The sequence below is a fragment of the Halomonas sp. AOP13-D3-9 genome (assembly GCF_052379125.1).
GTDB lineage: Bacteria > Pseudomonadota > Gammaproteobacteria > Pseudomonadales > Halomonadaceae > Vreelandella.
The window spans coordinates 87,147-106,751 of record NZ_JBQSYH010000015.1 but is presented as its reverse complement, the minus strand read 5'-3'; the positions used below and the strand labels follow the sequence as shown (position 1 = coordinate 106,751).

Annotated in this window: 15 protein-coding genes; 6 read left to right on the top strand and 9 right to left on the bottom strand. The window is 58.0% G+C overall.

From position 1 onward, the window contains the following. Positions 1–201: 201 nt before the first annotated feature. From ACT3UM_RS17010 to ACT3UM_RS16985, 6 genes are all read right to left on the bottom strand, one after another. Positions 202–1,071, bottom strand: a complete 870-nt coding sequence (locus ACT3UM_RS17010) for a DUF7281 domain-containing protein (RefSeq protein WP_498900716.1) — start codon at positions 1,069–1,071, stop codon at positions 202–204. Continuing rightward, positions 1,068–2,315 carry a hypothetical protein gene (locus tag ACT3UM_RS17005; protein WP_498900800.1) on the bottom strand — a complete coding sequence of 416 codons (1,248 nt, stop codon included), beginning with the start codon at positions 2,313–2,315 and terminating at the stop codon, positions 1,068–1,070. Before ACT3UM_RS17005 ends, ACT3UM_RS17010 begins: the two co-directional genes overlap by 4 nt. A 2-nt stretch (positions 2,316–2,317) precedes the next feature. Beyond that, positions 2,318–2,953, bottom strand: coding sequence for a hypothetical protein (locus ACT3UM_RS17000; RefSeq protein ID WP_498900714.1), 636 nt, complete (start codon positions 2,951–2,953; stop codon positions 2,318–2,320). Continuing rightward, positions 2,950–6,615, bottom strand: a complete 3,666-nt coding sequence (locus tag ACT3UM_RS16995; protein WP_498900712.1) for an ATP-binding protein — start codon at positions 6,613–6,615, stop codon at positions 2,950–2,952. Before ACT3UM_RS16995 ends, ACT3UM_RS17000 begins: the two co-directional genes overlap by 4 nt. Positions 6,616–6,716: 101 nt before the next feature. Next, entirely contained in the window at positions 6,717–7,739 is a 1,023-nt protein-coding gene (locus ACT3UM_RS16990; RefSeq protein WP_498900710.1) for a histone deacetylase family protein, read from the bottom strand. Next, positions 7,717–8,442, bottom strand: a complete 726-nt coding sequence (locus ACT3UM_RS16985; protein ID WP_498900708.1) for a GntR family transcriptional regulator — start codon at positions 8,440–8,442, stop codon at positions 7,717–7,719. Before ACT3UM_RS16985 ends, ACT3UM_RS16990 begins: the two co-directional genes overlap by 23 nt. A gap of 253 nt (positions 8,443–8,695) precedes the next feature. Here ACT3UM_RS16985 and ACT3UM_RS16980 point away from each other — a divergent pair, with 253 nt between their 5' ends. The 6 genes from ACT3UM_RS16980 to ACT3UM_RS16955 all read left to right on the top strand — a co-directional run bounded on the left by ACT3UM_RS16980 (position 8,696) and on the right by ACT3UM_RS16955 (position 16,401). After that, positions 8,696–10,252: an ABC transporter substrate-binding protein gene (locus ACT3UM_RS16980; protein ID WP_498900706.1), complete on the top strand. Its 1,557-nt coding sequence runs from the start codon at positions 8,696–8,698 to the stop codon at positions 10,250–10,252. A gap of 79 nt (positions 10,253–10,331) precedes the next feature. After that, entirely contained in the window at positions 10,332–11,312 is a 981-nt protein-coding gene (locus ACT3UM_RS16975; protein ID WP_498900704.1) for an ABC transporter permease, read from the top strand. Continuing rightward, a complete protein-coding gene (locus ACT3UM_RS16970; RefSeq protein WP_146876019.1) occupies positions 11,309–12,142 on the top strand; it encodes an ABC transporter permease in 834 nt (277 codons plus the stop codon). Before ACT3UM_RS16975 ends, ACT3UM_RS16970 begins: the two co-directional genes overlap by 4 nt. A 9-nt stretch (positions 12,143–12,151) precedes the next feature. Continuing rightward, positions 12,152–13,792 (top strand): ABC transporter ATP-binding protein, encoded by a 1,641-nt coding sequence (locus tag ACT3UM_RS16965; protein ID WP_498900702.1) that lies wholly within the window; start codon positions 12,152–12,154, stop codon positions 13,790–13,792. Between the two features lie 48 nt (positions 13,793–13,840). Then, positions 13,841–15,220, top strand: coding sequence for an FAD-binding oxidoreductase (locus tag ACT3UM_RS16960; RefSeq protein WP_498900700.1), 1,380 nt, complete (start codon positions 13,841–13,843; stop codon positions 15,218–15,220). A gap of 56 nt (positions 15,221–15,276) precedes the next feature. Then, positions 15,277–16,401: a pyridoxal phosphate-dependent aminotransferase gene (locus ACT3UM_RS16955; RefSeq protein ID WP_498900698.1), complete on the top strand. Its 1,125-nt coding sequence runs from the start codon at positions 15,277–15,279 to the stop codon at positions 16,399–16,401. 308 nt (positions 16,402–16,709) lie between these two features. On the opposite strand, the gene ACT3UM_RS16950 is transcribed toward ACT3UM_RS16955, so the two are convergent. Genes ACT3UM_RS16950 through ACT3UM_RS16940 form a run of 3 tightly spaced genes read right to left on the bottom strand, consistent with a single transcriptional unit; the run spans position 16,710 to position 19,596 of the window. After that, positions 16,710–17,705, bottom strand: a complete 996-nt coding sequence (locus tag ACT3UM_RS16950; protein ID WP_498900696.1) for an isoaspartyl peptidase/L-asparaginase family protein — start codon at positions 17,703–17,705, stop codon at positions 16,710–16,712. Continuing rightward, positions 17,702–18,499 carry an amino acid ABC transporter ATP-binding protein gene (locus ACT3UM_RS16945; RefSeq protein ID WP_498900694.1) on the bottom strand — a complete coding sequence of 266 codons (798 nt, stop codon included), beginning with the start codon at positions 18,497–18,499 and terminating at the stop codon, positions 17,702–17,704. Before ACT3UM_RS16945 ends, ACT3UM_RS16950 begins: the two co-directional genes overlap by 4 nt. Then, on the bottom strand, positions 18,496–19,596 hold the full coding sequence (locus ACT3UM_RS16940; RefSeq protein ID WP_498900692.1) for an amino acid ABC transporter permease: 1,101 nt from the start codon (positions 19,594–19,596) through the stop codon (positions 18,496–18,498). The genes ACT3UM_RS16945 and ACT3UM_RS16940 overlap by 4 nt, the downstream gene beginning before the upstream one ends. Positions 19,597–19,605 lie beyond the last annotated feature (9 nt).

Here is a 19,605-nt window from a genome sequence, read left to right as displayed (position 1 = left end):
TCGGCATTTAATAACGTGATCAAGTAATCGAACTTGCCTAGCTTGATTACGCTGCCCGTCCATATCAAAAAGGTGAACGTCATTGCGTCAGGCCATGCACACTTGATTGCCCTAAGATAAAGCTTGGGAGAGCTGCTTTGATGGCTAAAGCGCTGCATATGGCTTTATGACCAAACGCATGCAGTCCAAACACGGTTGCTCCTAGCTAAGCACCACACAAACCACCTCCCCACCAAACCATTGCTGCTTTAGCCCATTCTGCTTTTCAAGCAGCAGCATCAGGTGCTCCCGCAATGGATGAGCGGATGACAGCGCAGCAAGGTGTTTGCGTAGCCTACGCTGATAAGGAAACTGCTCAGCAGGCACATGCAATGGCGTAGCGTTTTGGGAGAGCCATTCGATAGTGGGCAGGAGTAAGTGAGTGGCGTTGCTGTCCAGCGCTAGCGTCACGCCTTTTACATCAAAATCCCCGGCGTAAATATGTGGTCGTCGGGTTTTGTTCCAGGCACTGAGCAATTGCGCAAAACCACCGCCGTAGTGGCTGTCTCCACGGTAGACGATCAGCGGGTTTACGTAGCCGCTTAGCGCTGAAATATCTGGCGAAAACTCATAAAAGCTGTCCAGGTTTTCGACCTGCACCAGAGCGCTAAACGAGCTCAGCTTTAACCCCAGAACATCCACATCGCGAATAGCGCGTGGTTCGTTGGCAAGCCCTGCTATTGGCTGCGGCGGAAAGCTGACGAGTACTCGCCGCGCACGGGGGCTTTGGCGGGTAGCCTTGTCTTCTTCTACGCCCTCTTTTGCCTGGGCGGTGCTGGTCAGGCCGCTGAGTGAGCGGCCTAGCGGAGCTATTCGGGCGCTCTCTAACACATCATCAATTTGCGCCAGCAGGGCGGCGTCAAAGCGCAGCGTTTTACCGTTGATTCGCGTGGCCAGGTCTATGTCGTGTTGATGGCACCAGGCCACCACGTCGTCTACCCACTGGCGGCGCGGTTTCTCCACCGCGGGCTGGCGGAGAAGTTCGCGGGCGACACCGTTTAGCCCATTGCGGGCGCGACCGGGTAGGTTCATACGGCTAGCTGCAGCTCAACGTCGTGGATTAGGCGCAGGTGGTTGAATTGGCTGGCCTGGCTCTCCTGCTGTTTGAGCTTAAACGCTCGCTGGTCGCTGCGTGGCAGGCCCTGGTATTCGGAAATCACCTGGAAGAGCCATATTTCATCCGGCCATTCCAGCGGGCTTGCGTGCAGGTACTCAAGGGCGCTGACCGGCTCCGCCTGGGGCTGATCGATCACGCTTAAATAGAAGTGCTCTACATCCTGCTTGAGCGCCTGCTGGCGGGCGGCGGCCAGGCTGCTCTCCTGCGCTTGAGCAGGCGCTGCGGCTTCTACCGTTTGCGTAGTGTGGCGCGGCTGGGGGAGCTGATGGAGCAGTTCGGCGAGCACCTGGCTATCCAGGTTGCGATCCAGCGCCGGGGCGGCGGCGGCGCTTAGCGGGGCGGCTTGATTGACCAGCGTGGGCACGTCGCTGCGGCGGGCGTAGTTGCCGGGCACAAAGCCGGGGTGTTCGCGCATAAAGGCGGCCATGCCGCTCATCAGTCGGCTGCGCGCTTGTTGCTTGCGAAAGCGCGCCATTAGTTCGATCAGGCGCCGCTGCACTTCGCGCAGGCCGGTGTAGTGGTTACTTAACTGCTGTTGAAGCTGGCTGATCAACAGCTTGCGCAGGCTGCCGTCGCTGCCAACCAGCTCGATCAGCTCGTCGAAATCGATCAGCGCCAGTCCATCCAGCAGTCTAGCGATCTGCTTCTGGGCGCGGTCGTTTTCGCGGATCTTGTCGTTGAGCTGGCTGACGAAGCCGAAATCGCTATTCAGCCGCTGCCAAAGGCTGTCGATGGCATCGGCGAAGCGCCCGTTCAGGTCATCAACCTCCTGGCGCAGGCGCATTAGCTGCTGCTCTAGCCGCCAGTGCTCGCCGCGGCTGCGCGCTTCCCGGTAGCTGTGAACCAGGGCGCGAATCAGCTCCAGGGTTTCCGCTACGTCGGCGTTCACGTGGCGGCGGGTCTCATCGGCGAGCATTTCGGCGATCAGTTCTCGCACTTTGGGCGCCAGCTTCACGCCACTCTGCTCATCCGGCCGCCATAGAATGCGCGCCGCCAGCAGCTTGCGCAGCGCGCTATCGCTAAGCGATTCCAGCGGCACTTCATCACGGGTGTAGGCCTGCATTAGCGCTTCAGAATGCTTGCCCAACAGCGCCAGCCGTTCGCTGCCGGTTTTCAGCAGGCGGCTTTCCAGCTCATTCCCACTGCTGTTCACGCTCATACTCACAACAGCGCCTCCTGGGCGCCGGAGCCCTCCTCTTTATCGGCGTCGATGGGCAGGTTCTCTTCATCGCGGATAAAGCGCACCAAGTCCACCAGGTAGTCGATCTTGCCGGTGACTACAAACACCTGCCGCTCTGAGTGGGGCTGGAGCAAATAGCCGTGCTCTTTCAGGCGCTTGAAGACCTGCTTTACCTGGGCATCTAACTGGTCACTTTGGGAGCCGAAAAAGCTGTCGGTGGCCAAGCGCTCCAGGCGCTCGCGCAGGCTTTGGTTATCTTCACACTTGGCGCTGAACTCGGCGGGCTTGAGCACGTCGCCAGGGGCGGCCAGGGTATCGCGACCTAACGCTTCCTGAACCAGTTGCAGCCACTCCAACAGCGGCAGCAGGCTATTAAGTGTCTCACCCAACTGCCGCGAGAGCTGATCCCGGGCGCTGTCGTTGAGCTGACGCCAAGCCAGAAAGTAGACGCTACCCTCTTCGTTGCTGGCCAAACGGCGGTTTAGCGGTCGCAGGTAGGTATCGATCGCCTCCCGGGTCTCTTCGCTACTTAAATGACGATAGCCGCTCTCATCGCTGATCGGGCAGATAAACTCCCCCGCCAGCAGGCGTTCAAGCAGTGGGCCGTGTTCGATCATGCTGTCACCTCCTGCTGACGTTCCTGGAGCCGCTCGGCCAGGCGGCTTAGCCGCGGCTCGATGCGTTTTAACACCCGCTTATTGGGGTTGGCCTCATCGCGGTCGATCAGGTAGCGGTTAGCGAACAGCAGCAGTACGTCGGATTCTGGATTGGGGAAGGCGCCGACGATATGAATGCGGTTGCTGTCGCAGGCGTCGAACAGTTTTTCGACGTTGTGATAGGCCAGGGTGCCGATCTCATCAATGGGCCAGTGGATGGCGATCTCGGCGTCGCCGCGCAGCAGGCGGGTAAACGCCAGCAGGAACTTGCACAGAATCAAATACGCCATGCCGTGGCTGGACGATTCCAATAGTTGGCGGTCGTTTTTGATCACCAGATCGGTGCCGCCTTCGTTCAGGTGCAGCTCCAGGCGCAGCAGGCTCTCAAAGCTGTACTGCTGGTCGCTGCGCAGCAAATCGACCACGTCCGCCAGGGCGTTGAGGTAGTCGTCGCTGGGTAGCGTCTGGCCGGATTCCCGCCACTCTTTGTAGCGCTGGGCGAACAGCTTCAGCGGCTCCCAGAAGCCCAGTTCATCGATAGTGGACTGGATGCGCACTTCGGCCTTGGTGATGCCCTCCAGGCGCAGGTCATCGGCGACCTCCTCGGAGAGCCGGCGGCTCTGGGCGCTGATGCGCCGGTTCAAATCGCGGAACACGGTGAAGAACTTATCCAGGTCGTCGCTTAGGTTGCGCCCTTCCTGAATCAGCTGCTGCTGTTGATCTTCCAGCAGTTTGAGCATGTCGCGCAGTAGCGGCAGTTGTAGGCGCGGGTTGTCGCTCTGCAGTTTGCTGCGTTCGCTCTCCAGCGCTTCGGCAAAGCCGCTGCTGGCGTCCTTGATCAGTTGGCTTTCCACCTCCAGACAGCCACGGCGCAACTGCTCGATTTGCTGGTGGCGATTGCCCAACGCCTGGCGGGCGCGTTCGATGCGCTCGTCCACATCGCCCAGGGGCGGGCTGGGGGCTTGGCCGTCGGGCTCGATGGCCAAGGCTTCCAATTGGGTGAGTAGCGGCTTTAAGGCTTCCAGGCAGGCGTATTCGCTCTCCCGCTGGGTTTTCAGCGTGCTGACCGTGCTTTGGTGCGCTTTGCGCGCCGCCTGGAAGTCGTTTTTCAGATGCTCTTTATCACGCTGCAGCTTCTGTTCCGCCTGCTCCAGCTCGGCCTCCTGGGCGACCAGCTGTGGTTTGTGCTGGCCCCACTCCACGCGCATAAAGCGGGTGTACTCGGTGAGTTCATCCTGACGGGCGGCGGTGATGCGGATGCGCTCGTCCTGGCTCGCCAGGCGCTGCTTGGTATCTTTGAGTTTGGCGGGGTCAACGCCCTGCTCGGCCAGCTCCTGGCTAAAGGCCTCTTCCAGTTCCGCACGCTGGCGCTTGTGTTCGGCATTGGCGTCGCTCAACTGCTGCTTATACTGGCGCAGTTGGGCATCCAGGCTATCCACCTGGCTCTGGCCGTCGGCCTTGAGCTCCAATAGCTGGCTTTGATGGGTCTCGCTAAGTGCCGCAAGCGCCTGCTGCTTCTCTTCGCGCAGCTCTTTTTGCGCCTGCTCCTGGCTGGCTAACGCTGCCTGATGGGCAGCGCGACGCTCCTGTTGGCGCTTGGTGTGGCGCTCTTGCTGCTGGCGGCGGGCCTCTATCGCAAACTCGACTTCCTGCTCGGCGCGCTTGTGGGCCATGCGGCCCTGATCCTGGGCTTCATCGGCCTGCTGCACCCGCTCGTTATGCTGTTTGAGCGCTTTCTCGGCGGCCTGGCTCTCTGACTGCACCCGGCGTTTGGCGCTATCGGCTTCTTCGATGGCGGCCAGCAGGCTGGCTTCGTCCTGGGCGTAATCGGGCAGGGCAATGGCGGAGAGATCCAGCGCCAGCCCGAACAAGTCATCGCTTGCGCCTTCCGCCAGCTGTGGGGCGAGGTCACGCCGCTCCAGCAGCTCCGGCGCAATCACCTTGCCAAGCTGCTGCTCCCAGCCGGGGCGGTGGTAGCGCAGGAAGTGGCGCAGGCTGCCCTGCTCCGGGTCGCGCTGCTGATAGAGCGCAAAGCAGCGCTGCTCGGCGCGCTCCAACTGCTGGCGAAGTTGCACCAGCTGCTGTTCGGCACTGTCGCGCTCACGTTTGCGGCTTTCAAACTCCCGGCGCAGGCCATCCAGGGTAGCGGCCGATGCGTTGCGCTCCTGCTGAGCCTGATCCAGGCGCGCCTGGGCAAGCTCCGCTTCGGATGCCTCTTCGGCGGTCTGGGTCGAGAGCGAGAGCTGCGCTTTGAGTTCGGCTAGCTGCTCGACACCGAGTTCCAACTGCGCCTGGTACTCGCCCTCCAGGCGTTGGCGCTCCTGCTGGTAGCGCTCGTTGAGCTGCTGTTCGGATTCCCACTGCTGCTCCCGGCGCAAGGCTTTCTCTTCGACCAGGGCGTCGATCAGTTCCTGGGATTCACGGGTCTGGCGGGCCAATGCTTCGGAAAGCTCGCGCAGCCGCCCGTCCAGGCGCGCCTGGCTCTCTTTGACCGCGTCCTGCATCACGTTCAGGTGCTTTTGCAGCTGGTCGCGCTGCTCCCGCCACTGGGGCAGCGCATTGATGTCACGCTCCAGGGCGGGCATGTCCGCATCGGCGTATTGCTCGTACTGGGTTTGCAGGTCGTTGAGGCGGCGCTGGGTCTGCTGCAAATCGCTGACCACTTCGCTGTGGCGGTCGTTCAGCTTATCCCGCGCCTCACTATAGTCGCTCTCCCGCTGCTGGAATTCGCGCTGGTGGCGGGCAAGCTCGGCATCCACATCGGCCATGCGGCGCTCTGCTTGCTGGCGGTCGTCTTCCAACTGGGGTTTCAGTTGCCAGAGCGTGGCATCCAGGTCGGCGAGTTCACGATCGATACCGGCGAGCCGGGCGAGAGAGGCCTGCAGCGGTTCCAGGCGCATGGATTGGCGCATCTGGGCGATCCACTCCCGCGCCTTGGTGTTACGAATCCGGGTCACCGGCAGTTCAACACCATCCTCTTCGAAAATCGCCGCTAGCATGGTTTTGAGGGTGTCCATCTTGCCCTCTTTGGCATGCACCGCAGAAACCAGCTTTTCGATATGGCGGATGCGTCGCTCGGGTTTCACAAGGCTGAACTGCGACGCGATCTGGCGCAGCTTGAGGCCGTCGCGGCTGTTGCCGTGCAGTTGAGTAAAGTCGTTCTGGATTACTGAGCGGAATTCAGAGGTAGCGCCCAGCTTAGGCGACACCGGCGTACCATTTCGTCGCAGGCCGCTGGCCCACTGGGTGTAGTCCAGCGCCGCCACGCCCGCGTCGCTTTCCACCAGATAGTCTTCCGGCTGGTAGGGCGCGCCGACAAAGCGGTATTCCACCCCGCCCTCGGCCTTGCGGGTCAGCACCGCCTGGCAGATGTTGCCCGCTTCGCGGCGGTATTCGTACACCAGGTAGCTGTTGCGGTTGGGCAAGTAGAACGCATCAAACTTCATGCGGGTTTTGGGCACCACCTTATTGGGTAGCTCGCCATAAAACACCGGCACCAGCCGCTGTAGCGTGGTTTTACCGGAGGCGTTGGTGCCGCAAATATTGGTGTGGCCGTCCACACTCAGTTCTACCACCCCTTCCAGGTGGCCGTGAATCATCACGATGCGTAGCAGGTGGGCCATGCCGTGTCCTTTCGATGACTATTTCAATGACGATCCGGATCGTTTTGCTGATCGCTGAAGGTAGCCATTTTGCCAGACACCTTGATGGCTTGTCTTACTCATTACGCCTTACCCAGCAACCCCTCAAAAAAACTCACTGCATTGGCTTCCAGCCCTTCCAGGTAGTAACCGCCTTCCTGTACCACCAGCGTGGGCACGTTCAGGCCCGCTACCTTGCGGCCAAGCTCACCAAACCCCGCGGTTGAAACGGCGACTTTGGCCTGCGGGTCGAGTTCGTAGATATCGAACCCCAGCGCCAGCACAATGGCGTCAGGCTCAAACAGGCGAATGGCTTGGCAGGCTTGCTGCAGGCGGTCAAAAAATACTGACTCTTCTGAGTTATGGGGCATCGGCAGGTTGATGTTATAGCCCAGCCCATCACCCTGCCCGCGCTCATCTTCGAAGCCCGTCACCGCCGGGTAGAAGTTGGTGGTATCGCCGTGAATCGAGATATACAGCACATCGTCGCGCTGGTAGAAAATTTCCTGAATGCCCTGGCCATGATGCATATCAGGGTCTAACACCACGATGCGCGGGTAGCGCGTTTTAAGATGCTGGGCAGCAATGGCGGCATTGTTGAGAAAACAGAAGCCTCCGGCGGAGTCGATGCCCGCGTGGTGGCCCGGCGGGCGCGATAGCGCATAGGCAAACCGATCTCCGGCCAGCAGGGCCTCGGCACCGGCCACCGCGCTTTGCGCTGACCAGTATGCCGACTGCCAGGTATATTGCCCCACCGGTGCGCTGCCATCGGCCAGGTAGCGGGCGGCTTCCGCCAGGATTCCACGCAGGGCGTTGGGTGAACGCACGAAGATGTTGGAGATCACCTCTTCACCCCAGTCCTCTTCAAGGCCATGCCAACGCTGATGGGCGCTTGCCAGAAAACGCAGGTAGGCCAGCGAATGTACCGCCCTTAGCGGCGCCACGCCATAATCACCGGGAGCGTGAATATCAAACCCTAGCTGCTTGGCGGCTGCCAACAGGTGCGTGGCGCGATCAGGCACTTCCTGGGGCGTGCGCATTTTGCCCCGGGAGAAGTAGGTTTGCGGCCGATGAAGCGATTGATCAGCGTGAAAGAACGTCTTCATTGGCACTATCTCCATCAGAACTATCTCCGGTTTCGCCCACCCCCTTGACCACGAAATCGCGGGCCACGCCAATATGGTAGTCAATCGCCTCGCGGCAAGCGGCAGGGCTGCCGCTATCCAGCGCGTCGAGCAATTTGAAGTGGCTGGTGGCGATGGTGTCAGGGGCTTCATGGGTCTTGGTGATTAGAGTGATGCACAGGCGCAGCTCATGGGTCAGATCATCAAAGGCGCGCAGCAGCCGCTCATTGCCCGCGTAGTGCAGCATCAGGCGGTGGAACTGCAAATCTTCCTCGATGCGTCGGGTGCCATCGTTACCCGTGGCCGCTTCGCACAGCACCTCTACCTGCAATTCCAGTGCGCGCTTGGCCTCAGGCGTATAGCGCTCCACCAAACGGTGGATGGCATGGCGTTCAAGACACAGCCGCAGATCAAACACATCTTCGAGTTCAACGGCATTCAACGCGCGAACAAAGAAGCCACGGCGGGGTTTTGAGATCAATAACCCCCGGCTTTCCAGCAAACGAGCGGCCTCGCGAACCGGCGCGCGGCTAACACCCAAGTCCCGGGAAAGCTGCACTTCAGAAAGCCGTTCACCGGGTAAAAAGTGTTGCTGAATAATAGCTTGGGTCAAATAGTCAGCAACTTGCTCGACCAGGTTTTGCTGCTGGATAAAAGCCCTGGGAGCCGCCGTTGGTAAGGCCATCGCATTCACTCATGGGTATGACATGTTCTTTCCAGTATGACGAAAAATGCTTACTTGTCGACGAACGATTGCCGACTGTCGACAGTTTTACCGCATGCTGCTATTTTCAAAAAAGGCTGGTTTTAAAGTGCCGGATTCTAAAAATGCTAGTTTTAAAACAGATCCCCAACAAACATCACAACAGGGTCTGACACGCCTCGCTCGCCTAACGACTACGTAACCTTTACGTACTAATAACCGAGGAGCAGGAAACATGAAAAAACCTTTAGCTTTGGCTATTTCCGCTGCAGCATTCGCTTTTACTTCCGCCGCCCTGGCCGATGACCCAAAAACGGGAGGAACGGTAAACACTATCATCCAGCCCGAGCCGCCCGGGCTGGTGCTGGGTATGGTTCAAAACGCCCCCACGCGAACCGTGGCGGGCAATATCTACGAAGGCCTGCTGCGCTACACCACCGATTTAGAACCGATGCCCCAGTTGGCGGAGTCTTGGGACGTAAGTGACGATGGCCGCACCTACACCTTCCACCTGCGCGAAGACGTTACCTGGCACGATGGCGAACCCTTCACCGCCGAGGACGTGGTGTTCTCCGCCGATGTCTTCCACCGCGAGCTAAACCCAAGCGCCCGCGCCGTGCTCCAGCATGTGGAGAGCATCGAAGCCACCGATGACCACACCGTCGTATTTACCCTGAAGCAGCCTTTTGGCCCGTTCCTGCTCTCCTTTGAAGCGGGCACCTTCACCATGGTGCCGGAGCACCTTTACGCGGGCACTGATTTCCGCAATAACGAGCACAACGACCACCCGATAGGCACCGGCCCATTCAAGTTCTCCAACTGGGAGCGCGGCACGGTGATTGAGCTGGTCAAAAATGACGACTACTACGAAGACGGCCTGCCCTACCTGGATGGCGTGAACTGGCACATCATTCCTGACGGCGCTTCCCGTGCAGTAGCCTTCGAGAACGAGACCATTGACGTGCTGCCCAGCGGCACCGTCGAGAACTTCGATATTCCCCGTCTGGCCGAGATGGATAACGTCTGCATGACCGAAGAGGGCCACGAGTACTTCAGCCCCTTTGCCATGCTGTGGATGAACAACCGCGAAGGCCCAACGGCGGATAAACGCTTCCGCCAGGCGGTGATGTACGCCATGGATCGCGAGTTCGCCAAAGATGTGCTGTGGAATGGCCTGGGCAATGTGCCACTCTCCGCCTTTGGCTCTAATGCGCGTTTCCAGAATGAAGACCTGGAACCCTACGACCACGATCCAGACCGCGCTCGGGAACTGCTGGATGAAATGGGCTACGACGGCGAAGAGATCACCATTCTGCCGCTGCCCTACGGCGAAACCTGGACGCGCTGGGCGGAAGCCGTGCAGCAGAACCTGCGCGAAGTGGGTATTAACGTTGAAACCCAAGCCACCGACGTGGGCGGCTGGAACCAGCGCCTGGGCGATTGGGATTATGACCTCGCCTTTACCTATCTCTACCAATACGGCGACCCGGCACTGGGCATTTCACGCACCTACCTTTCCGACAACATTGCCAAGGGCTCGCCTTGGAATAATGTGGAAGGTTACGAAAACGAGCGTGTTGACGAGCTGTTCAACGAGGCCGCCACGGCATACCCTGACGAAGAGCGCGAAAAACTTTACCGCGAAGTACAGGAAATCCTTCACGAAGATGTCCCTGTTGGCTGGCTGATGGAGCTGGGCTTCCCAACACTCTATCGCTGCGATGTGCAGAACCTGGTCACCTCCGGCGTGGGTGTTAACGACGGCTTTAAGGATGCTTGGCTAGACCGCTAAGTCCGAGACTCCACCCAGGTAGCGAGAGCTGCCTGGGTGTTTCAGCTATTTCTTGAAGGTCTGAGTCAGGAAACTATTTATGGTATACGCTCGGCTAATTCTTATGCGGCTTTTCAAGGCCGTTATTGTACTGTTTTTAATCGTTATTTTTAATTTCCTGCTGATTCAACTGGCTCCCGGCGACCCGGCTGCCATTCTGGCTGGCGAAGCAGGCGCCGCTGACCAAGAATTTCTCAATCAACTGCGCGAACGCTTCGGGCTCGACCAGCCGATGTACGTGCAGCTGTGGCATTACGTTTCCGGCATCGCCATGCTCGATTTTGGTTACTCCTACCGGTTGGGCGTTCCAGTATTTGATCTGATTATGGATCGCTTGCCCGCCACCCTGCTGCTTACCGGCACTGCCTTCGTGCTTTCCCTGGTGCTGGGCATTGTGGCGGGTTCCATGGCCGCGGCGCGGGTCAAGAAGCCTTCCGGCTCGCTGATTATGGCGCTGGCGCTGGTGTTCTACGCCACCCCGCTGTTCTGGGTCGCGCTGATGTCGGTGGTGGTGTTTTCGGTTTACCTCGGCTGGCTGCCCGCCTACGGCCTTTATACCGTGGGGGCCGGCCACACGGGGTTTGCTCTGGTGATTGATGTTGCCCAACACCTAGTCCTTCCAGCGACGACATTAGCGCTGTTCTTTATGGCGATTTACACCCGCATGACGCGCACTTCGATGTTGGATGCCGCTCAGCAAGATTACGTCAAAACCGCCCGCGCCAAAGGCTTGAAGCCCAGCATTATTCAGCGGCGCCATGTATTGCGTAACGCCCTGCTGCCGATCATCACGTTAGCGGGCCTGCAGGCGGGGCAGATGGTTGGCGGCGCGATCCTGACCGAGACCGTCTTTGCCTGGCCCGGCATCGGGCGGCTGATGTTCGAAGCTTTGCAGCAGCGCGATTACAACCTGCTGCTGGGCATTTTCTTCTTCTCGGCGGCCTTGGTCATCGTCTTCAATATCATTACCGATTTGGTGTACAGCCTGGCTGATCCACGCATCAAGAAGGGGGCCGCATGAGCTTTTTCGCACGCTTCGCGCAAAACCGTGGCGCCCTGGTAGGGCTGATTATCCTGCTGGTGATTATCGCCATGGCGATACTGGCGCCGCTGCTGTTTCCTGAATCGCCCTGGCGCATGGTGCAGCGGCCCTTTTTACCGCCGCTCTCACAGGATGGCTTTCCCCTGGGCACCGATACCATGGGCCGCAATGTGGCATCTGGCTTAATGCATGGCGCCTGGGTATCGCTATTAATCGGGCTGGTATCCACCAGCGTAGCGCTACTAATCGGCGTTCCATTGGGGGCAATCGCTGGCTACTACGGCGGCATTATTGACGACGTATTGATGCGCTTCACCGAGTTTTTCCAGACCATCCCCAACTTCGCGCTGGCGATAGTGCTGGTGGCGATTATGCAGCCCAGCATCACCTCGATTGTGCTGGCGATTGCGATTGTCAGTTGGCCACCGGTGGCGCGTTTGGTGCGCGCCGAATTTATGTCGCTGCGCAACCGCGAGTATGTCGAGGCCGCGCGCTTGGTCGGCCAGTCCAACACCACGATTATTCTGCGCCAAATTCTGCCCAATACGCTGTCGCCGATTATCGTGCTGGCCTCCCTGATGGTGGCCACGGCGATTTTGCTGGAGTCGGCGCTGTCATTTCTCGGCCTGGGCGACCCAAACGTGATGTCCTGGGGCTATATGATTGGCGCCGCGCGCACGGTGATTCGCCAGGCGTGGTGGCTGAGCTTCTTCCCGGGGGTGGCGATTCTGCTCACTGTGCTGGCGTTAAATCTCGTCGGCGAAGGGTTAGATGACGCCTTGAACCCCAAACTATCACGCGAGCGCTAAGGACCTTATATGCCTATTACAGAGAATCAATCGGCTGACACCGTCCTCAGCATTCGCGCTCTAAACATTGCGCTCCCAAAAGGGGCGGATCGCGCCCTGGCGGTGGAGGACGTTAGCTACGAGGTGAAGCGCGGGGAGATCATGTGTGTGGTGGGTGAGTCTGGCTCTGGTAAATCGATGGCCGCCAACGCTGTGATGGGGCTGCTGCCCAAGGGCGTAAACGCCACCCAGGGCGAGATACTGTTTGAAGGGCAGAACTTGCTCGCCCTAACGGAGAAGCAGCACCGCGCCCTGCGTGGCCTAAAAATTGGCATGATCTTTCAAGAGCCGATGACCGCCCTCAACCCGCTGATGCGGGTCGGCGCGCAAATTGCCGAAGTGTTTGAGGCCCACGGCCAATTCACACCTAAGGAGCGACAGGCTCGGGCGCTGGAACTGCTGATCGAAGTGGGCATTCCACAGCCGGAGAAGGCCATTCGGGCCTACCCGTTTGAGCTTTCCGGCGGCCAGCGCCAGCGGGTCATGATCGCCATGGCACTCGCCCTGGAACCCATTCTGCTGATTGCCGATGAGCCCACCACTGCGCTGGATGTGACGACCCAGGCGCAGATTCTGGAGCTGATTCGCGATCTTCAGCAGCGCCGCGGCATGTCGGTGATGTTTATCACCCACGATTTTGGCGTGGTGGCGGAGATCGCCAACCGGGTCTGTGTGATGCGCCACGGTAAGATTGTTGAGCTGGGCGAAGCGAAAGCGGTGCTGGAGAACCCCCAGGACGCCTATACCCAAGCGCTGATTGCAGCGATTCCCAGCAATGCGGTTCCGCCTCATCGCGAGACCAGCCAAGTGGCGCCGCTGCTGGAGATCAAACAGCTCAATAAGGTGTTTCGCTCCCGGGGCGGACTGTTTAAACCGGCCCGGGAAGTGCATGCTCTTAAAGACATATCGCTTACCTTAGCCCGGGGCGAAACTGTCGGCATCGTCGGTGAATCTGGTTCGGGCAAGTCCACCCTCGGGCGCTGTGTCGTTCGCCTGGAGCACCCCGACAGCGGCGAGCTGCTGCTGGATGGCGTCAACCTTTCCCAGCTAAAAGGCGATGCGCTGCGCCGTGAGCGCCATAGGGTTCAGATGATTTTTCAAGACCCTTACGCTTCGCTCAACCCGCGCACCAAAGTGGGCATGGCCATCGCCCAGGGGCCGATCGCCAACGGCACACCCAAAGCTGCGGCGCTTAAACAGGCGGGCGAGCTGTTGGATATGGTGGGCTTGGGCGCTAGTGCTGTGGAGCGCTTTCCCCACGAATTTTCCGGCGGCCAGCGCCAGCGCATTGGTATTGCCAGGGCGCTGGCGCTAAACCCCGAACTGATTGTGGCGGACGAAGCCGTCTCGGCGCTGGATGTGTCGATTCAGGCCCAGGTTTTGGAGCTTCTGGAGGAGCTAAAACAGCGGCTTTCACTTTCACTGCTGTTTATCACCCACGATCTGCGCGTCGCTGCGCATATTTGTGACCGCATTGTGGTCATGCAGCATGGGAGAATTGTTGAGCAAGGCAGTGCGGAGCAGATTTTCCTCGCCCCACGTGAGGCGTATACCCAGGATCTGCTCAAAGCAATTCCTGGCCGCGAAGCGCCCGTAGCGGAAGCAGTGTAGGTTTTCAAACGCAGGTTCAATATGTACAAAACGAGTTAAGGAACACCCATGCAAATAACCCTGGAGACGCTGCGCGCTATTGTGGGCTCTGCCCATGTGTTGACCGGCGACGATGTGCATAGCCGCCGCGTGGACTGGATGACCGGCGCGCCCTGCCAGGCAGGCGCTATTGTACGCCCGGCGGATACCGAACAAGTCGCCGCGGTGATGCGCGCTTGCCATCAGGTGCAGCAGCCGGTGGTGACCCACGGTGGCCTAACAGGCTTGGTACACGGCGCTGAGGCGAGCCCAGATGAGCTGGTGATATCGCTAGAGCGGATGACCGCGATTGAAGAGATAGACCAGGTAGGCGGTACGCTTAGTGTTCAGGCCGGGACACCACTGCAACGGGTTCAGGAAGCCGCTAAAGAGGTAGGGCTGCAATTTCCGCTGGATCTGGGCGCACGGGGTAGCTGTACGATTGGCGGCAATATCGCTACCAACGCCGGGGGAGTGCGGGTGATCCGCTACGGCATGATGCGCCAGCAGGTGCTCGGCCTGGAAGCAGTGATGGCGGATGGCCGGGTGGTCAGTTCCATGAACCGCATGCTGAAAAATAACGCCGGTTTCGATTTAAAGCAGCTGTTTATCGGCAGCGAAGGCACTCTGGGCATTGTGACTCGGGCTGTGCTGCGGCTACAGCCACCCACCCCCAGCGAGCAAACGGCGATGGTGGCCTGCCCTTCGTTTGAGGCACTCACTGGTCTGCTCAGCCATATGGGTAAAGCGCTTGGCGGCAGCCTCGGCGCTTTTGAGGTGATGTGGCAAAACCACTACCGGTTGCTCACTGAAATCCTGGGCCGCCACACCCCGCCTATTGTCACCGAGCACCCGTTTTATGTGATCATTGATTCACTGGGCAGCGACGCCGAGCGCAATGCCACTCAGTTCAGCGAAGCATTAGAAAGTGCGTTAGAGAGCGAGCTGATTGTCGATGCGGTGATTGCGCAGTCGACTACCCAGCGCGATGGGCTATGGGCCATTCGTGAAGATATTGAGGGGTTGGTCAAAGGCCTCGCGCCGGTGCTCACCTTCGATGTTAGCCTGCCGATTGCCGATATGCAGCGCTACACCGATGCTTTGGAAGCCCAGCTAACCCAGCGGTGGGCAGAGGCGAAACTGGTGGTATTTGGTCATCTCGGCGATGGCAATTTGCATATTTCCGTTAGCGTGGGGAGCGCTGAGATCAAAGTACGCCGTGAAGTGGAAGCCATGGTTTACCAGCCGCTGGCAGCACTTGGCGGTTCAGTCTCCGCGGAACACGGCATTGGCCTGGAGAAGCGCCCCTGGCTAAGCACCTGCCGCTCTAGCGCCGAGATCGAGCTGATGCAGACGCTTAAGCAGGCGCTAGACCCACTTAATCTATTGAATCGCGGTAAAGTACTTTAAATAAACGCGCTACGTTAATCATTAATACTGATTTGAAAACGTTTTTAGGAATCGTTATGCCTTCTCAAAGCACGCCCCGTTACCCTAACCACCTACTGAGTGAAGGCCCTGTTAATCCGTTTCCGGGCATTAAGGTGCTTGAGCGTCGACTTGGTCGTGAAATTCCTCATCGGCTGGGCTCTAACGAAGGCCTGGATATGCCTCACCGCGCCCTGCGCGATCACTTTGGCGATGCGCTGGCCGAACACGTTTACTGCTACGGCGATTCCGAAGCGCTGGGCGTGCGCCAGCGCTTGAGTGCACAGCAAGGTATTGCGCTGGCAACGATGCTGGTAGATGCCGGGGCCGACAGTTTAATCGCCCTGGCCCTGCGCACCACCTGCGAACCGGGTGAAACCGTGGTGAGCACTGCAGGCACCTACCCCACCTTGGGCTATTTTGCCAAAGGCCAGGGCTGCCGCTTGGTTGAGCCCAGCTATTTTGAGGCGCCCGGCGTGCTGGCTCCCGATCTGGAAGCCCTTATCGCAGCGGCGCATCAGGAAAGCGCGCGGCTGGTGTATCTGGCCAACCCGGATAACCCCAGCGGCCACTTACACAGCGACAGCGACATCCTCAAGCTGCGCGATGCGCTGCCCGATACTTGCTGGCTGTTGTTGGACGAAGCCTATGGGGATTTCCGCGATGACGCAGGTAGCGAGTTCGCTGCTAAAGCAATACAGGGAGTGATTCGCCTACGCACGCTATCCAAGGCTCACGGTCTGGCGGGCCTACGCATTGGCTACGCCATCGCCGCCCCTGAAGTACTGGCGATGATGATGAAAGTACGTATTCACTACGCGGTATCGTCATTGACCCTGGCCGCTGCGGAAGTGGTGCTTGATCATCCTGAGGAAGTGCACCAGCACGTTGCTGATGTAAAAGCCCGCCGAGAGCAGTTGGCGGAGCACTTTCACGCCCTCGGTGCCGACGTACTCCCCAGCGCCACCAACTTTATCGGCATTCGCCTACCCAGCGCCGACCTCGCTGCCGAGGTGCATCAGCAGCTGCTCGCCGAAGGCGTTTTGGTCACTCGCCTGACACATCCAGAGCTTGCCAATGTGATTCGAATTACAGCGGTGCAAGCCGCGCTGGAGCAAGGAAGATTGAAGGCTCTGGAAAAGGCTATTAAAGAACACGCCTGATTCAATAGGTAAATTATAAGCGTGTGGATAGCTAACTAGGATTTCTTAAAGCAAAGTATAACTGCATGACAAACCACCGAAGGAGAGGAAATCGACTACAACAAGCAGCGCCGGCATAGTGCAATCGGGATGATCAGCCCAGAGGCTTTTGCAGCTCGGATAATCTTTTAAACCAGTGTCCACCGTTGCTGTGCAAAGGACTGAGTACCGAACACCGCAGGTGCTTCACTTATTGATTGAGTCCCAGGTTATAGGAACCATAATGGGAAGACATTGGCTTCCCATTATCTTTTTTCCTTCGTACCTGATTAATCATGCAATCGGTCGTCTTCTGCATAAATCGCAGTGTGAAGCCTACCGTAATCATCCCGCCACGCCCGATACATGCCAGGTGTATTGAAGCTCAACTGGGTTTTTCCATTTGGTGACACGGCGATAACGCCACCCTGTCCTCCTAGCGTTTTTAGCTCCTGATGGACGACTTCGTCACAGGCCCTATGAAGATCGCGGCCAGCAAAACGCATGCGGGCAGCTATGTCATGCCCTACTACAGCACGCATGAAGTATTCACCGTGCCCTGTCGCCGATATCGCTGCACTACGGTCGTCTGCCCAAGTGCCCGCGCCAATAATCGGCGTATCGCCTATACGTGAGTAACGTTTATTAGTGATGCCGCCGGTCGAGGTGGCGGCTGCGACATGACCATGGCTATCAAGAGCAACAGCCCCTACGGTGCCAAATTTATGTCCCGAGTTATCATTTACCGCAGTTTCTTCAATATGATGATCAGCGTGGCTTGGTTCGAGACTGGGGGCTGTTGAGCTAGAGCGGTTGCCCTGCCATTGACGACGGCGTAGCTCGGTATCAAACCAATCATTGGCTACTTGAGGCTGATTCTGCTCACGCAAGAAACGATCGGCGCCTTCTCCAGCCAACATGACATGATCACTGTGCTCCATAACAGCACGAGCTCCACGGATCGGATTACGGACATAATGAGCACCTGCAATGGCACCTGCGCTCCGATCAGCTCCGTTCATTATAGCAGCATCCATTTCATGAATGCCGTCTGCAGTGAACACAGCACCTTTGCCTGCGTTGAACCAGGAACACTCTTCTAGCGACACGACACAGGCCTCAACTGCATCCAGACTGGTGCCACCTGCTGCCAGTATCCGATGGCCAGCATCAATAGCTTGGCGCAAGGCCTCATGAATCGCGTCCTCATCCTGAGGCGACAACAAGCCGGGGGTTAGCACACCGGCGCCACCGTGAATCGCAATGGCGATAGGGGGCTTATTCATGCAGCAGTTACTCCATGGTCGAGAATCTGTGTCAGGAATCGCTTGGTACGGGCTGACTGAGGGGTATCAAAGAACTGCTGCGGTGGAGCTTCTTCAACGATTTCGCCCTGATCCATAAAGACAACACGGTCGGCGACGCGCCGCGCGAACCCCATTTCATGAGTGACGCACAGCATGGTCATGCCATCATTGGCAAGATCCACCATTACCTCCAGTACTTCAGCAATCATTTCGGGATCTAGTGCCGAAGTAGGTTCGTCAAAGAGCATTATTTTTGGCCGCATACACAATGCTCGAGCTATAGCGATACGCTGCTGCTGGCCACCTGAAAGTTGGCCAGGGTATTTATTGGCGTGCTCTCGCATCTGAACACGGTCCAGAAGAGACAGCGCATACTCAATCGCTTCCGTCTGGGACACCCCCAAGTTTGCTGTTTGAGGCAGCGTACAATTCTTGAGTACACTCAAGTGAGGAAAAAGATTGAAATGCTGAAAACACATCCCGACGTTGCGGCGGATCCGTTGCAGACGCTTACGGTTTTCATCCAGCGTTTCTCCTAACACGGTCAGTGTCCCTTGCTGATGCCGTTCCAACTGATTGAGGCAGCGGATCAGCGTTGATTTTCCAGATCCCGAAGGTCCACAAACCACAATACGCTCGCCACTGGTTACCTCGAGAGAAATGTTTTTTAGCGCGTGAAAGTCTCCATACCACTTGTTGAGGTTGTCGATGTTGATCGCAGTAGTGTCGTGGTTAGCAGATACTGTGCCACTGAATTGGGATGCAGTACTCATGAGCGACTCTTTTCCATTTGTTTTTCCAAATGTCGCGCGTAGCGAGACAATGTGAAGCAGATCGTAAAAAAGAATAAGGCAAGGAAGAGATAGACCTCATGCTCGAGTCCGAGCCATTCAGGAGCTGCTGTGGTACTCATCGCGATACCGACGACATCAAGCACGCCGACCACCACCACGAGGGTGGTCTCTTTAAAGAGGCCAATGAACTGGGTAAGCAGTGGAGGTATGGTGTTACGTAAGACCTGCGGCAGGATGATCAGCCCCATCGTTTTCCAATAGGAGAACCCTAGGGCTTTTGCGGCTTCATATTGCCCACTTGGCATACCCTGCAGGCCGCCACGAATGGTTTCTGCCATATAGGCCGCAGTGAACATGATCAACACGATCAGCACGCGGAGGAAAATGTCGATGGTCATCCCCTCGGGAAATAGCAGCTGGATCATCAGCGACGCCATAAACAGCAGAGTGATGACCGGTACAGAGCGCACGAGCTCGATATAAAGGACTGAAAGTAGTTTGATCGCTGGCTTCTGAGAGCGTCGACCAAGGGCGAGTAGAATCCCCATCGGTAGCGCGAATAGCATGCCGATTACGCCAAGAAATACGGTCACCAGAATCCCTGCAAACTTCGTCGAAGAGACCTCGGGCAGGCCAACCCCGCCCTTTAGAAGCCACCACATCAAAAACGGAAGAACGATTAGGTATCCCAACACACAACGATGATCAATTTGTTTGATATACAGCAAAGGTAAAATCGCCGCAGCTAGACCGAATGCGATATTGACGCGCCAGATTTCGGTATCAGGATAAAACCCATAGACAAACAGCTCGATACGTTGTGTCACTGGTAGCCAGCAGGCCCCATCACCGACACAATCGGCCTTACTGTCGCCAACGAAGGTAGCGGAGAATAGCAACCAATCCAGTGCGAGCGGAATGAACCATACCAATAGCGCCAGCGTGGCTAGGCTCAAACAAGACTGAAATGGAGTAGGGAAAAGTTGCTTCTTGATCCATCGAGTCACTTGATGCCCCAAAGGATGGCGAGGCGGTGCTTGTACATCACTATGACTTTGTGTAGCTGATACGGTCATCATCGCTCC